Raw genomic sequence first — 12,714 nt, 5'->3', positions numbered from 1 at the left:
TCTTCAGGCCCGGTCCCGGTGGCACGCCGCTCACGTCCGAGGTTTCCCACTATGACCCTGTCGAGTCCCGCGGTGCGGCCGGCTACCGGCTCCGGGCGCAGCCATTCCGGCCTGCTCCAGGCCTGGCTGCCCAAGCTGGTGTTGGCACCTTCGATCGCCATCTCGTTGTTCTTCGTCTACGGCTTCATGCTGTGGACCTTCATCCTCTCGTTGACCAACTCGCGCATGCTGCCTAGCTACGACTTCGTCGGTTTTGCGCAGTACGCGCGACTGATGGCCAACGACCGCTGGTGGGTGGCTTCCACCAACCTGGTGGTGTTCGGCGGTCTGTTCGTGGCCATCTGCCTGGCATTGGGGCTCGTGCTCGCCATCCTGCTCGACCAGCGCATTCGCCAGGAGGGAGCGCTGCGTACGATCTATCTCTACCCCATGGCGCTGTCGTTCATCGTCACCGGCGTGGTGTGGAAGTGGCTGCTCAACCCCGGTCTCGGCATCCAGGCCATGGTGCGCAGCTGGGGCTTCGAGAATTTTCGCTTCGACTGGCTGGTCGACCCGGACATGGCCGTCTACACCCTGGTGATCGCCGCGGTGTGGCAGGCTTCCGGCTTCGTCATGGCGCTGTTCCTCGCCGGGCTGCGCGGCATCGACGACAGCATTCTCAAGGCTGCCCAGCTCGACGGTGCCAGCCTGCCGCGCATCTATTGGCGAGTAGTGATTCCCTGCCTGCGGCCGGTGGTATTCAGTGCAGTGATGATCCTCTCGCACATCGCCATCAAGAGCTTCGATCTGGTAGTGGCGCTTACCGGCGGCGGGCCGGGCTACGCTTCCGACCTGCCGGCCACCTTCATGTACGCCCACGCCTTCACCCGGGCCCAGATCGGGCTGGGCTCGGCCAGCGCCATGCTGATGCTGGGCGGCGTGCTGGCGATCCTGATTCCCTATCTCTATTCCGAGCTGAGGAACCGCCGCCATGGCTGACGTGATTCGACGCCGTACCTTCGGCGCCCGGCTGAGTCGGGCCGTACTCTATGCCGTACTGGTGCTGGCCGCGCTCTTTTACCTCTTGCCGCTGGCGGTCATGCTGATCACCTCGGTCAAGCCGCTGGCCGAGATCACCCCCGGCACGCTGCTCTCGCTGCCTCGGGAGCCCACGCTGGTGCCCTGGGCCAAGGCTTGGGGCGAAGCCTGCACCGGCATGCGCTGCGAAGGCGTGGGGGTCTATTTCTTCAACTCCATCGCCATCGTGGTGCCCGCCGTGCTGATCTCCACGATCATCGGTGCACTCAACGGCTACGCCCTGACCAAGTGGCGCTTCAAGGGCTCGGAGCTGGTCTTCGCGCTGATGCTGTTCGGCTGCTTCATCCCGTTCCAGGTAGTGCTGCTACCCATGGCGCAGACACTGGGCTGGCTGGGGCTGTCGAGTTCGCGGGCGGGGCTGATCCTGGTCCACGTGATCTTCGGTATCGCCTTTACCACGCTGTTCTTTCGCAATTTCTACGTGGCAGTACCCACCGAGCTGGTGTCGGCGGCCAAGCTCGACGGTGCCGGGTTCTTTCGCATCTTCTGGCGCATCCTGCTGCCGGTGTCGGCACCGATCATCGTGGTCTCGGTGATCTGGCAGTTCACCCAGATCTGGAACGACTTCCTGTTCGGCGTGGCGTTCTCGGCCCACAACACCCAGCCGGTCACGGTAGCACTCAACAATCTGGTCAACACCTCGACCGGGGCTCGCGAATACAACGTCGACATGGCGGCGGCGATGATTGCGGCCTTGCCCACGCTGGTCGTCTACGTACTGGCCGGCAAATATTTCGTCCGCGGCCTCACGGCCGGATCGGTCAAGGGCTGAGAAACAGAATAATCACAGAGGTTTTCGACATGGCAGCGCTTGAAATCAACAATGTTTGCAAGGATTTCGGCAGCGAGCAGGTGCTCAAGGATGTGAGCCTGGCGATCGATTCGGGGGAGTTCCTGATCCTGGTGGGGCCCTCGGGTTGCGGCAAGTCGACGCTGATGAACGCCATTGCCGGGCTCGAGCCGGTCACCTCCGGCGAGATTCGCATCGCCGGCGAGGACGTCACTTGGCAGACCCCGGCGGAACGTGACATCGCCATGGTGTTTCAATCCTATGCGCTCTATCCGAGCATGACGGTGGGCCAGAACATCAGCTTCGGCCTGGAAATGCGCAAGGTGCCCAAGGCCGAGCGCGAGGCAGCCGTGGAGCGGGTCGCCGACCTGCTGCAGATCACACACCTGCTTGCGCGCAAGCCTTCGCAGCTCTCTGGCGGTCAGCGCCAGCGGGTGGCCATGGGGCGGGCGCTGGCGCGTGAGCCCAAGGTGTATCTCTTCGACGAGCCGCTTTCCAACCTGGACGCCAAGCTGCGCGTGGACATGCGCACCGAGATCAAGAAGTTGCACCAGCGCCTGGGTACCACCATCGTCTACGTCACCCACGACCAGATCGAGGCGATGACGCTGGCCGACTGCATCGCGGTGATGCGCGATGGCCGTATCCTCCAGCTCGGTTCGCCCGATGAGGTGTACAACAACCCCGTGGATATCTTCGTCGCCGGCTTCATGGGCTCGCCGTCGATGAACTTCCTGGCTGCCACGCTGGAAGAGGAAGCGGGAGAATACCGGCTGCGTGTGGACACGCCGGAAGAGGAGAGCCTGCAGCTACCCTGGCCGCGCGAGCGGGAAACCCCGGCCATGGCCGAGCGGATCGGGCAGCGGGTGATCCTGGGGCTGCGGCCGGAGCACTTCGCCGAGGACGATGCCCGGCTCGGCGAGTTCGCCGAGGGTGTGGCGTTCACGCCGCGTATCAGCGTGGTGGAGCCCACCGGGGCGGATATCCTGCTGCAGCTAAAGCTGGGCGCGGGTGAGGCCACGGCTCGGGTCGGCCCCAAGTGCCGGGTGAAGGCAGGCGAGCGCCTGACGCTGCGTATCGACATGGGCCGTGCGGTGCTATTCGACAGCGAGACGGAGAAGCGTCTGGCCTGAGCCATGTCTGGCCGCCGCCCGCCGGGCGGCGGCCTTGTTGGCAGCAGATCAACGAACGGTGATCACCGTGCATTCGGCCACGTGACTGACCTTGTGCGACACGCTACCCACCACCAGCCCGCGCAGGTCGCTCAGGCCGCGGCTGCCCATGACGATGGCTTCGACCCCGCGGCGGCGAGCTTCGCTGACGATGCCGCGCGCCGGGTCGCCCTGGCCGATTACCGTCTCGACCTGGGTAACGCCGTTGGCACGTGCCGCTTCGGCTGCCCTGTCGACGATCTGCTTGCCGATGTCCCGGCGCACCCGGGGCTCCTGGCGCTCCTGGCGGGATGCCTCGATGGCAATGGCACCGATGCCCCACACCAGCGTGGTCTCGTGAGTGAACTCCTCGGGGATGTGAAGGATGTGCAGGGTGGCATCGGCCTGGCTGGCCAGTTGACAGGCAACCTCGAGGGCTTTCTTGGCTCCTTCGGAACCGTCGACGGGTACCAGGATGGACGTGTACATGGCGTTTTCCTTATGCGGCAGTTGAGCGGTCCGTACCCACGAGCCTAGACCCTTGAACCCGAGACGTCATGACCCGGATCAAGGTCTCGGCGGGTCGTCGCCCGGTCGCTGGGTTTCCTCCAGCCGCCGTAGCTGCTGCCAGAGTTCGCTGCGCAGGTCAGCCATGCGCGGTGCCTCGCCTTCACCGAACACCAGCGGGCGGGTCAGGCGTTGGGTGCGTAGCCCGAGGCGGGCACTCAGCAGGCCTACCCCCATGCCCTGGCCGGCGCGTGCCGAGAGTCGCCCGGCCAGATTCAGTGAGAGCAGATCCACACCGGCATCGCTGGCCATCTCGGTGGCGCCGGCGAAGGCCATGTTGTAGAGCACGTTGCGCAGCAGGCGCAGGCGACTGGCATAGCCCAGTTCCAGCCCATACAAACGGCAGATACGATCGATCATCGCCAGGTTGCGCCACGCCACCAGGAACATGTCGACCAGCGTCAGCGGGCTGATTGCCACCATCACTGCCGTTTCCCCGGCCATGCGCGAGATCATGCGCCGGGCCTGGCGGTCGCGCGGAGCCAGCAGGTGGTGGGCCAGCAGTTGTTGCACTTCCGCACCGCCGTGGTGCGGCTCACGGGCAGCGAGAAAGGCCTGCCAGTGGGGGTGGTCGTCGTCGAGGCCGAGCTGATGCTTGAGAACCTGGGCAAGGTCAAGCGCCTGCTTGGCATCGGCCTGGGGCAGCTCGGCTAGTCGGCTACGCAGGGCATCGTGGCGCTTAAGCCGGCGCAGGCGCCAGGCCTCGCGCAGCAGTGCCCCGGCACCCAAGGCGATGGCACCCAGCCCCAGCAGGTGCCAGCCGCCGCTGAGCCAATCTCCACCGAGGAGGGCATCGGGAAGGCGCAGGACCATTTCGGCGGTGCCCAGCGCGATGCCGCCACCCAGCAGGGCCAGCAGCCCCCAGCGCCGCTTGCGCGGGCGGCCGAGGCTTGCCGCCAGGTCGCGCTCGGCGCGACTGACCGGGGTCTCCTCCACTGGGCGTGTGGGTAGCTGGCTGTCGAACTCCAGGCGTGGCCGCGGCGATTCCAGGTCTGGTGCGGCTGGTTCATCGAGGGTGAAACGGCGAGCCGGCCGTGGGTCGTCGCCCCGCGGCTCGTCACGGCGGTCGCTCATTGCAGCTTGTCTCCTATCAGCCAGTCGAGAGCGGCATCGAGCCGGATGTGGGGCAGGGCGCCGCCTTCCCGCGGAGCGGGGCGAAAGGCGCGAAAGTCAAACCCTTGACGGGCCCAGAACTCGGCCTCGGGCAGCCTGGCCGGGACCTCGCCGGGAAACACCAGTACCTCCTCGCCCTCCAGGGTAGTGCCGCGCAGTGCCGGGGTTCGCTCGCCCTTGTGGCTCACCTCGTGCGCTTCGGTAGCGCGTATCGCGGCCAGCGACAGCGCCTTCACCGGCACGTTGGCGTAGCGCAGGTCCTGCAGCGGCTCGGCCAGCAGCGCCTCGAGCAGGGCAGTCAGGTTGACGTGCTGCTCCGGGGTGACGTGGTCGGCCTTGGTCGCGGCGATCGCCAGCTTGTCGATGCGCGGTGTAAACAGCCGCGAGAGCAGGCTGCGCTTGCCGTAATCGAAGCTCTGCATCAGCGTGGCCAGCGCTTGGGAAAGGTCCTCGAAGCGCTCCGGGCCGGCATTGAGGGCGCCAAGCACGTCGACCAGCACGATCTGGCGATCGAAGCGGCGGAAATGGTCGCGATAGAAAGGCCGCACGATATGCTGCTGATAATGGCGAAAACGCGTGGTGAGAGTGGCATAGACGCTCTCCGGCGGCAGCTTGGCCAGCGCCGCTTCGTCGGCATCCGCCAACGCCGGCAGCGGAAAGAACTGCAGCACCGGGGCGCCCTCCAGATCACCCGGCAGCAGGAAGCGGCCCGGCTGCAGGTTGGCGAAGCCTGCCTCGCGAGCGGCTTGCAGGCTCCTGGCATAGAGCGCGGCAATGTCGGCGAGCTCGGCCTCGTTGGCCTCGGCGGTGGGGTCGAGCCTGGCCGCTACGCGCTCCCATTCCGCCAGCAGGGCGCGCCGATGCTCGCCGGCACCTGCGAGCATGGCTCGGCTCCAGCCTGGGTAGTCATGATCCAGCAGCGGCAGGTCGAGCAGCCACTCGCCGGGGTAGTCGAACAGGTCGAGGCTGAGTTCGGCGGTTTCGCTGCGCAGTATCCCGCGCCGCGCCGGGCGATAGCGGATCGACAGGCGCAGCTCGCTGATGCCGCGGGTGGGCTCGGGCCAGCGCGGCGGCTCGCCGTCGAGTGCCGCCATGGCCTGGTCATAGGGGAAACGCGGCACGCCGAGGTCGGGCTGGCTGACCCGACGGGCGCCCAGCAGGCGCCCGTCACGGGCCGCCGGCATCAGGTCGAGGCGTGCCTCGAGTCCGGCATGGCGCAGCTGGTTGACCAGCGAAGTGAGAAAGGCGGTCTTGCCCGAGCGCGAAAGCCCGGTGACCGCCAGGCGTAGCTGGCGGTCACGGCCGCGTTCGATCAGGTCGGTCAGCTCCCGGGTGAGCGACTGGCGCATTGGCGAGGAATCCCTTCACAGCAGTGTCAGCCGCTAATGTGAGGGTCTTGGCGGCGTCTGGCAAGGCGCTGCCAGGCCAATAGCGCGATCGGCACCAGCGACAGCGGCACCAACAAAGCGTTGAGCAGCGTCCAGCCGAGCAGGTTGACCAGCGGGCCCGCCAGCAGTGCGGTGACCGCCACGGTGGAGAAGACCAGGAACTCGTTGGCAGCCTGGGTACGGGCCTTCTCCACCGGCCGATACGCCTCGGTGAGCAGGCCGGTGGCCGGCAGGAAGGTGAAGTTCCAGCCCAGCCCGAGCAGGATCAGCGCGAAATGAAAGCCCGCCACTCCCGCCTCGACCTGGGCAGCCAGGCCGCTCGCCGCCAGCAGCACGCAGCCCGTGGCGATCATGCGTGGCGCGCCGAAGCGTGCCGTCAGGTGCCCGGTGGCGAACGAGGGCAGGAACATCGCCAGCACGTGCCACTGGATCGTCGTGGCGACATGATCGAAGTGATGGCCGGCGCCGGCCATGGCCAGTGGAGTGGCGGTCATCGCCAGGTTCATCACGCCGTAGCCGATCAGCGCCGAGAGCACCGCCACGAGGAACACCGGCTGGCACACGATCTCGCCGAGCGGCCGTGGCTGGCCGTCGCCATGAGTTTTCTCGGGGGGCGGCAGCCGGGTCGCCAGCAGTACGAGCAGGGCCACAAGGTAGAGCGCGCCCAGGCCGAGGAAGCTGCCGAGGAAGGGCGTGACGGCGGCTTCGCGGCTGATACGGGCCAGCCACGGGCCGAAGAAGGCGGCCAGCACGCCGCCGCCCATCACCAGGCCGATGGCTCGGTCGCGCAGCGCCAAGGGGGCGGCTTCCACCGCGGCGAATCGATAGAGTTGGCCGAAACCGATACCGATGCCGATCAGCCAGGTGCCCAACATGAAGAGGAAGAAGGCCTCGGCCACCAAGGCTTGGGCGGCGACGGCCACCCCGGCGAGCCCCAGCAGGTTACCCAACAGGAAGCCGCGCTTGCGCCCCAGCCGCGCCATGATCAGCGAGGCGGGGATGGTGGCGCACATCAGCCCCAGCCACTGGGTGGCAACCGGCGCGGTGGACCAGGCCGGGTCGGGGGCGAGGCGAGCGCCGATCAACGGCGAGACTGCGATCAGCAGAATATTGCCGCTGACCAGCAGGGCCTGGCACAGCGACAGCAGCATCACATTGAAGGGCATGGCGGCCTCCTGGGCGCGTTCATCCATTGTTCAGGGTAGTGGACGTGGTGGCTTGGGCGCTTGGGCCGAAGCGCTGGTAATACAGTGTGGGGGAAACGCCATAATGGCGCTGGAACAGCCGGCGCAGCTGCTCTGCGCCGCCTAGCCGCCACTGTCGGGCCAGACGGTCCAGCGGCGGTGGTCGCTCGCTGGCCACCAGTGCCAGGCGGGCCTGCTCCAGGCGTAGCCGGGTGAGGTAGGCGCCGGGCGTGGTGGCCAGTTGCTGGCGGAACAGACGCGAGAGGTGGCGCGGCGTGACCCCGATCGAGTCGGCCAGCGCTTCCAAGTGGTGGGGGGCGCTGGGGTCGGCGTGGAGGTGATCGAGCAGTTGCCGCAGTGCACCGCTGGCGCGGTGCTGGTTGGCCAGCACTTCACTGAACTGCGACTGCCCGCCGGGGCGGCGCAGGAACAGTACCAACTCGCGGGCGACCTGGCCGGCCAGGGCGCTGCCGTGGTCGGCCTCGATCAATGACAAGGCCAGGTCGATGCCGGCGGTGACGCCGGCACTGGTCAAGCGCCCGGCCGACTCGACGTAGAGGGCATCGGGCACCACGCGAACCTTGGGAAAGTCGTTGGCCAACTGGGCGCAGTGCCGCCAGTGGGTGGTAGCCTGGTGTCCGTCCAGCAGGCCGGCGTCGGCGAGCAGGAAGGCGCCGGTGCAGATCGAGCCCAGCCGCTGAACCTGCCGAGCCTGGCCGCGCAAGACATCGAGCAGCTCCGGGCGCTGACGCTGGGCGGCGACACCGCGCCCACCGGCAACGAGCAGCGTATCTACGGGGCCGAGCGCGGAGAGTTTGCTCCAGGCCGTGTCGGCCTGCAGCGGCAGGCCACTATTGGTTGCCACGCTGCCTGGCACTTCGGCGGCCAAATGCAGGCGATAGAGTTCACGGCCGCTCAGGTCATTGGCCGAGGCGAAGACCTGCCATGGGCCGCTGACGTCGAGTAACTGGCAATCGGGGTAGGCGAGGAGGACGATGGTGCGCGACATGGCGATCTCTCACGACGAGATGTCATGCCAGTCTCCTCCGGGTGGGGGATGTCTGCAATGACCAATATCCCACCGATAGGGACATCCGAACTGCTGCTTCATTGGCCTAGCAGCCACTGTGCCCATATCGGCGTGGTAGCGGTGAGGAAACCGAACCCGGCCAAGGCGTAACCCGGCCAGCGCTTTTGCTGACGTTTCCCCCGGCGCTGGGCCAACGTCAGGCCGGCAAGGCAGATGACCAGGCCGACGAGGTTGAAGACGAAGGTGAACATGCCGAGCATGGGCGTCATGGCGTCTCCCGTGGCAACCGAGGGTGAAAAATTTGCAACCCAAGTCCATGATATCAGGAGCGTAAACGACGAGGACACGACATGAACGAAAAGTTGCCCGGCAGCGATGCGGTGATTGCCTTCTGGTTCGACGAGCTCGAGCCTGCCCAGTGGTTTCGCAAGGATACCGAGCTGGACGGCATGATCCGTGAACGCTTCGGTTCGCTGCATGCCGCGGCGGCGGCCGGCGAGCTGTGGCAGTGGCGCGATTCGCCACGGGGACGGCTGGCCGAAATCCTGGTACTCGATCAGTTCTCGCGCAACCTCTACCGCGACGATCCACGCGCCTTCGCTCAAGACGCCATGGGGCTGGCTCTGGCACAAGAGGCCGTAGCGCAGGGCTGCGACCGCGAATTGGAGATCGACTGGCGTCGCTTTTTCTACATGCCCTATATGCACAGCGAATCGCTCGTGATCCACGACGAGGCGCTGCGCCTGTTCGACCAGCCCGGGCTCGAGGACAACCTGCGCTACGAGCACCTGCATCGCGACATCCTGCTGCGCTTTGGTCGCTACCCGCACCGCAATGCCATCCTGAACCGGGAGTCGAGTGAAGAGGAGCTGGCGTTCCTGAAACATCCCGGCTCGTCGTTCTGAGCTACCCTTTGCAGGCAAGTTGCGCTCAGGCACTATCAAGGTGCCTAATCAGGACCGAATCGATCAAAGGGAGAGGAGAGACGACATGGGACTTATCGCCTGGCTGATCATCGGTGGGCTGGCAGGCTGGATCGCCGGGAACATCATGCGTGGCGGCGGCTTCGGCATCCTGCCCAACATCGGCGTGGGTATCGTGGGGGCCGTGATCGGCGGCTTCCTGTTTCGCCTGCTGGGGCTGCAGGCCGGTGGCTTCGTCGGCTCGCTGGTCACGGCCACGGTGGGGGCGGTACTACTGCTGTGGATCATCTCCAAGGTTCGATAGACTTGGCTTGGTGAAGGTGACACGAGTCGGCCCGGGCAATGCCCGGGCCGACTCTTTTATTGTCCAAGTGGCATCAGAAGGTATAGCTGACGCCCACTACCGCTATCGGGTAGACGGGCCACTTCTCGGCCTCGTCCTCGAGCCGTTGTTCTTCCTGGCGGATATCCTGACGCAGTTGGGCTGACAATGGATTGTCCATGTCCTCGAAGCCCCTCGATGTCCTCAGCGAAACGTCCGGATCGGTGGGAATCACGCCGACCTCGGCGAAGACGCCGAAGCCGCTGCGATGCGACTGGCGCCAGCCCACCCCGGCGTAGGGCTGGATACCGTCGGCGAGGGTCACCGTGCCGTTGAGGGTGCCGAGCGCATCGGCTGGATACTCTTGGCCATTGAACTGATAGGTCGAATTGCGCGGCCGGCCCACCACGTCGGCTTCGATATCGGGTAGCATGAGGCCGGCGCTGAGAAAGAAGCCACCAGAGAAAGGGTAGTAGTCCAACGTCAGCTTGCTTGCCGCCAGACTGACGTCGCCATCGTAGTGAACGTCATCGGTGCTGTAGTCGGTGTTCCAGTCCACACCGCCGGTGTAGCGCGCGGAAACGCCCAGGCGCTCGCTGAAGCGCCACGCCATGTCGGCACCTACGCCGGTGGTGCCGGCAACGGCACCCAGCGTCATTCGATTGTCTTGTGCATACGCCTGAGTCGTGCCCAGTAGGCACAGCGTGGCGATCACGCCGGTGGCCGTCATCCTTTTCATCGACTCACTCCTCGGTTTGCCATCGTTTGCGGTGGTGCGCCCCCCTCGTTCAGTTAGCCAGTATCGGCCCTGGTCGCCGGCAGCTTAACCCGATTAATGTTTTCTTTTGTTGCCATAGGCCGGAGTAATTGGCGGCCGTTGGGGGCGGGACTACCTTGTCAATCGAAGCACAAGAACCATAACCGCCGGGCCAAGGCGGAGCGCCACGTACGCAAGGAAGGATGGAACCACACTGGCTACAGGAGCTCGAGCATGGCGAACAACCCCCACACCACGCCCAATAGTGGCGCGCCCAACGATACCGATTTCAAGACCACCGAACACAGCAAGTCCGAGAATCTGGAGAAGTACCGCAGGGATGCCACCGGGCACGATCTACGTACCAACCACGGCGCGCGCATCGCCGACAACCATAACTCATTGAAGGCGGCCGAGCGGGGGCCCACGCTGCTCGAGGACTTCATCTTCCGCGAGAAGCTCAACCACTTCGACAACGAGCGCATTCCCGAGCGTATCGTGCACGCCCGCGGCGCGGCGGCGCACGGCTACTTCCAGCCCTACGACAACGCCGCCCAGTACTCCAAGGCCGGACTGTTCCAGGACCCCGGCAAGAAGACGCCGGTCTTCGTGCGCTTCTCCACCGTACAGGGCGCGCGCGGCTCCAACGACACCGTGCGCGACGTGCGCGGTTTCGCCACCAAGTTCTATACCGACGAGGGCAACTGGGACCTGGTCGGCAACGACATGCCGGTGTTCTTCATCCAGGATGCGATCAAGTTTCCCGACTTCGTGCATGCGGTGAAGCCCGAGCCGCACAATGAGATTCCCCAGGGCCAGTCCGCCCATGACACCTTTTGGGATTTCGTCTCGCTGATGCCGGAATCGACCCATATGGTGCTGTGGACCATGTCCGACCGTGCCTTCCCACGGCACTACCGCAACATGGAAGGCTTCGGCGTGCATACCTTTCGCCTGATCGACAGGCAGGGCAAGGCGCGCTTCGTGAAGTTTCACTGGAAGCCGCTGGCGGGTACCTGCTCGCTGATCTGGGACGAGGCACAGAAGCTGTGGGGGCGCGATCCCGATTTCAACCGCCGCATGATGTGGGAGGACATCGAGAACGGCGATTTTCTCGAGTACGAGTTCGGCATTCAGGTCGTGGAAGAGGAGGACGAGCACAGGTTCGACTTCGACCTGCTCGACCCCACCAAGCTGATTCCCGAAGAGCTGGTGCCGGTCACGCCCATCGGCAAGATGGTGCTCAACCGCAACCCGGACAATTACTTCGCCGAGACCGAACAGGTCGCCTTCAACCCCGCCCACATCGTGCCGGGCATCGACTTCAGCAACGACCCTTTGTTGCAGGGTCGGCTATTCTCCTACCTCGACACCCAGATGCTGCGGCTCGGCGGTCCCAACTTCAACGAGCTTCCCATCAACCAGCCGGTGTGCCCGTTCCACAACAACCAGCGCGATTCCATGCACCGCCAGACCATCGACAAGGGGCAGGCCTCCTACGAGCCCAACTCCATCGACGGCGGCTGGCCCAGCGAAACCCCGGCGGCGGCGGAGAACGGTGGCTTCGAGTCCCATTACGAGCGCATCGACGCGCACAAGGTCCGTGCCCGCAGCCCCTCATTCGGGGATCATTATTCCCAGGCCACGCTGTTCTGGAACAGCCAGACCGAGGTGGAGAAGGAGCACATCATTGCCGCCTACACTTTCGAGCTCTCCAAGGTGCAGCGACCCTGGATCCGCGAGCGGGTGATCAAGGAGATCCTGCCCAACATCGATCTGGAGCTAGCCCGCCGTGTCGGCGAGAACCACGGCATCGAGGCGCCCACCGAGAAGCCTGCGCCCGCCGAGGAGCTGGGCAGGAGTTCCCAACTGGAATCCCCGGCCCTGAGCCTGATGGCGCGCCTGCCGGGCAATATTCAGTTCCGCAAGGTGGCGATCCTGGCGGCCGACGGCGTCGATGCCGATCAGGTCGAGGCGATCAGGAAGAAACTCGCGGCCGAAGGTGCCGAGGGCAAGGTGATTGCGCCCAGCATGGCGCCGGTGAAGGCGGCGAACGGCAAGAGCATAACGCCTGACGCCATGCTCAACGGCATGCCCTCGGTGGCGGTGGACGCAGTGGTGGTGCCTGGCGGCAGCGACAGCGTGGATGCTCTGGCCCAGTCGGGGCTCGGCCGCTACTACGTGCAGGAGGCCTACAAGCACCTCAAGGCGATCGCCGCCGTGGGCGAGGGCAAGCTGCTGCTGGACGCGGCGGACGTGCCCACCGGCGAGGAGGGCGTGTTGACCGGCGCCACGGTGGATGACGTCTTCACGCCGCTGTGCGAGGCCATGGGGCAGCATCGGGTGTGGGCTCGCGATCCCAAGGCCAACGACATCCCGGCCTGATTGCCTGCGCTCGACGATACGGTGCCA

The 12,714-nt window shown here is 65.7% G+C and carries 13 protein-coding genes; 6 read left to right on the top strand and 7 right to left on the bottom strand.

Going from position 1 to position 12,714, the window contains the following annotated elements:
• Positions 1 to 51: 51 nt before the first annotated feature.
• Genes ACUY1T_RS11305 through ACUY1T_RS11295 form a run of 3 tightly spaced genes read left to right on the top strand, consistent with a single transcriptional unit; the run spans position 52 to position 3,000 of the window.
• Positions 52 to 978 carry a carbohydrate ABC transporter permease gene (locus tag ACUY1T_RS11305; RefSeq protein ID WP_446022811.1) on the top strand — a complete coding sequence of 309 codons (927 nt, stop codon included), beginning with the start codon at positions 52 to 54 and terminating at the stop codon, positions 976 to 978.
• Entirely contained in the window at positions 971 to 1,849 is an 879-nt protein-coding gene (locus ACUY1T_RS11300; protein ID WP_446022809.1) for a carbohydrate ABC transporter permease, read from the top strand. The genes ACUY1T_RS11305 and ACUY1T_RS11300 overlap by 8 nt, the downstream gene beginning before the upstream one ends.
• A gap of 29 nt (positions 1,850 to 1,878) precedes the next feature.
• Positions 1,879 to 3,000, top strand: coding sequence for an ABC transporter ATP-binding protein (locus ACUY1T_RS11295; RefSeq protein ID WP_446022807.1), 1,122 nt, complete (start codon positions 1,879 to 1,881; stop codon positions 2,998 to 3,000).
• A gap of 48 nt (positions 3,001 to 3,048) precedes the next feature.
• On the opposite strand, the gene ACUY1T_RS11290 is transcribed toward ACUY1T_RS11295, so the two are convergent.
• From ACUY1T_RS11290 to ACUY1T_RS11265, 6 genes are all read right to left on the bottom strand, one after another.
• Positions 3,049 to 3,507 (bottom strand): universal stress protein, encoded by a 459-nt coding sequence (locus ACUY1T_RS11290; protein WP_446022805.1) that lies wholly within the window; start codon positions 3,505 to 3,507, stop codon positions 3,049 to 3,051.
• 78 nt (positions 3,508 to 3,585) lie between these two features.
• Positions 3,586 to 4,659 (bottom strand): YcjF family protein, encoded by a 1,074-nt coding sequence (locus ACUY1T_RS11285; protein WP_446022803.1) that lies wholly within the window; start codon positions 4,657 to 4,659, stop codon positions 3,586 to 3,588.
• Positions 4,656 to 6,047: a YcjX family protein gene (locus tag ACUY1T_RS11280; RefSeq protein ID WP_446022801.1), complete on the bottom strand. Its 1,392-nt coding sequence runs from the start codon at positions 6,045 to 6,047 to the stop codon at positions 4,656 to 4,658. The genes ACUY1T_RS11285 and ACUY1T_RS11280 overlap by 4 nt, the downstream gene beginning before the upstream one ends.
• 26 nt (positions 6,048 to 6,073) lie before the next feature.
• Positions 6,074 to 7,252, bottom strand: coding sequence for an MFS transporter (locus ACUY1T_RS11275; protein ID WP_446022800.1), 1,179 nt, complete (start codon positions 7,250 to 7,252; stop codon positions 6,074 to 6,076).
• Between the two features lie 19 nt (positions 7,253 to 7,271).
• Complete coding sequence (locus tag ACUY1T_RS11270) at positions 7,272 to 8,279, bottom strand: GlxA family transcriptional regulator (RefSeq protein WP_446022798.1); 1,008 nt, start codon at positions 8,277 to 8,279, stop codon at positions 7,272 to 7,274.
• A gap of 98 nt (positions 8,280 to 8,377) precedes the next feature.
• Positions 8,378 to 8,569 carry a hypothetical protein gene (locus ACUY1T_RS11265; RefSeq protein ID WP_446022796.1) on the bottom strand — a complete coding sequence of 64 codons (192 nt, stop codon included), beginning with the start codon at positions 8,567 to 8,569 and terminating at the stop codon, positions 8,378 to 8,380.
• A gap of 81 nt (positions 8,570 to 8,650) precedes the next feature.
• On the opposite strand from ACUY1T_RS11265, the gene ACUY1T_RS11260 reads away from it, so the two are divergent.
• Positions 8,651 to 9,205 (top strand): DUF924 family protein, encoded by a 555-nt coding sequence (locus ACUY1T_RS11260; RefSeq protein WP_446022794.1) that lies wholly within the window; start codon positions 8,651 to 8,653, stop codon positions 9,203 to 9,205.
• 85 nt (positions 9,206 to 9,290) lie between these two features.
• Complete coding sequence (locus tag ACUY1T_RS11255; RefSeq protein ID WP_446022792.1) at positions 9,291 to 9,527, top strand: GlsB/YeaQ/YmgE family stress response membrane protein; 237 nt, start codon at positions 9,291 to 9,293, stop codon at positions 9,525 to 9,527.
• Positions 9,528 to 9,600: 73 nt separating this feature from the next.
• On the opposite strand, the gene ACUY1T_RS11250 is transcribed toward ACUY1T_RS11255, so the two are convergent.
• Positions 9,601 to 10,284, bottom strand: a complete 684-nt coding sequence (locus tag ACUY1T_RS11250) for a hypothetical protein (RefSeq protein ID WP_446022790.1) — start codon at positions 10,282 to 10,284, stop codon at positions 9,601 to 9,603.
• A gap of 96 nt (positions 10,285 to 10,380) precedes the next feature.
• On the opposite strand from ACUY1T_RS11250, the gene katE reads away from it, so the two are divergent.
• On the top strand, positions 10,381 to 12,687 hold the full coding sequence (gene katE / locus ACUY1T_RS11245; protein ID WP_446022789.1) for a catalase HPII: 2,307 nt from the start codon (positions 10,381 to 10,383) through the stop codon (positions 12,685 to 12,687).
• Positions 12,688 to 12,714: the final 27 nt, after the last annotated feature.

The sequence above is a fragment of the Billgrantia sp. Q4P2 genome (assembly GCF_052806135.1).
Note: the sequence above shows the minus strand (reverse complement) of the source record. Positions and strands in the feature narration are given on the sequence as shown.

Bases quoted from the DNA above. Each gene is read 5' to 3' on its own strand.
- ACUY1T_RS11305 (WP_446022811.1), top strand. From the start codon at position 52: ATGACCCTGTCGAGTCCCGCGGTGCGGCCGGCTACCGGCTCCGGGCGC.
- ACUY1T_RS11300 (WP_446022809.1), top strand. From the start codon at position 971: ATGGCTGACGTGATTCGACGCCGTACCTTCGGCGCCCGGCTGAGTCGG.
- ACUY1T_RS11295 (WP_446022807.1), top strand. From the start codon at position 1,879: ATGGCAGCGCTTGAAATCAACAATGTTTGCAAGGATTTCGGCAGCGAG.
- ACUY1T_RS11290 (WP_446022805.1), bottom strand. From the start codon at position 3,507: ATGTACACGTCCATCCTGGTACCCGTCGACGGTTCCGAAGGAGCCAAG.
- ACUY1T_RS11285 (WP_446022803.1), bottom strand. From the start codon at position 4,659: ATGAGCGACCGCCGTGACGAGCCGCGGGGCGACGACCCACGGCCGGCT.
- ACUY1T_RS11280 (WP_446022801.1), bottom strand. From the start codon at position 6,047: ATGCGCCAGTCGCTCACCCGGGAGCTGACCGACCTGATCGAACGCGGC.
- ACUY1T_RS11275 (WP_446022800.1), bottom strand. From the start codon at position 7,252: ATGCCCTTCAATGTGATGCTGCTGTCGCTGTGCCAGGCCCTGCTGGTC.
- ACUY1T_RS11270 (WP_446022798.1), bottom strand. From the start codon at position 8,279: ATGTCGCGCACCATCGTCCTCCTCGCCTACCCCGATTGCCAGTTACTC.
- ACUY1T_RS11265 (WP_446022796.1), bottom strand. From the start codon at position 8,569: ATGACGCCCATGCTCGGCATGTTCACCTTCGTCTTCAACCTCGTCGGC.
- ACUY1T_RS11260 (WP_446022794.1), top strand. From the start codon at position 8,651: ATGAACGAAAAGTTGCCCGGCAGCGATGCGGTGATTGCCTTCTGGTTC.
- ACUY1T_RS11255 (WP_446022792.1), top strand. From the start codon at position 9,291: ATGGGACTTATCGCCTGGCTGATCATCGGTGGGCTGGCAGGCTGGATC.
- ACUY1T_RS11250 (WP_446022790.1), bottom strand. From the start codon at position 10,284: ATGAAAAGGATGACGGCCACCGGCGTGATCGCCACGCTGTGCCTACTG.
- katE (WP_446022789.1), top strand. From the start codon at position 10,381: ATGTTTTCTTTTGTTGCCATAGGCCGGAGTAATTGGCGGCCGTTGGGG.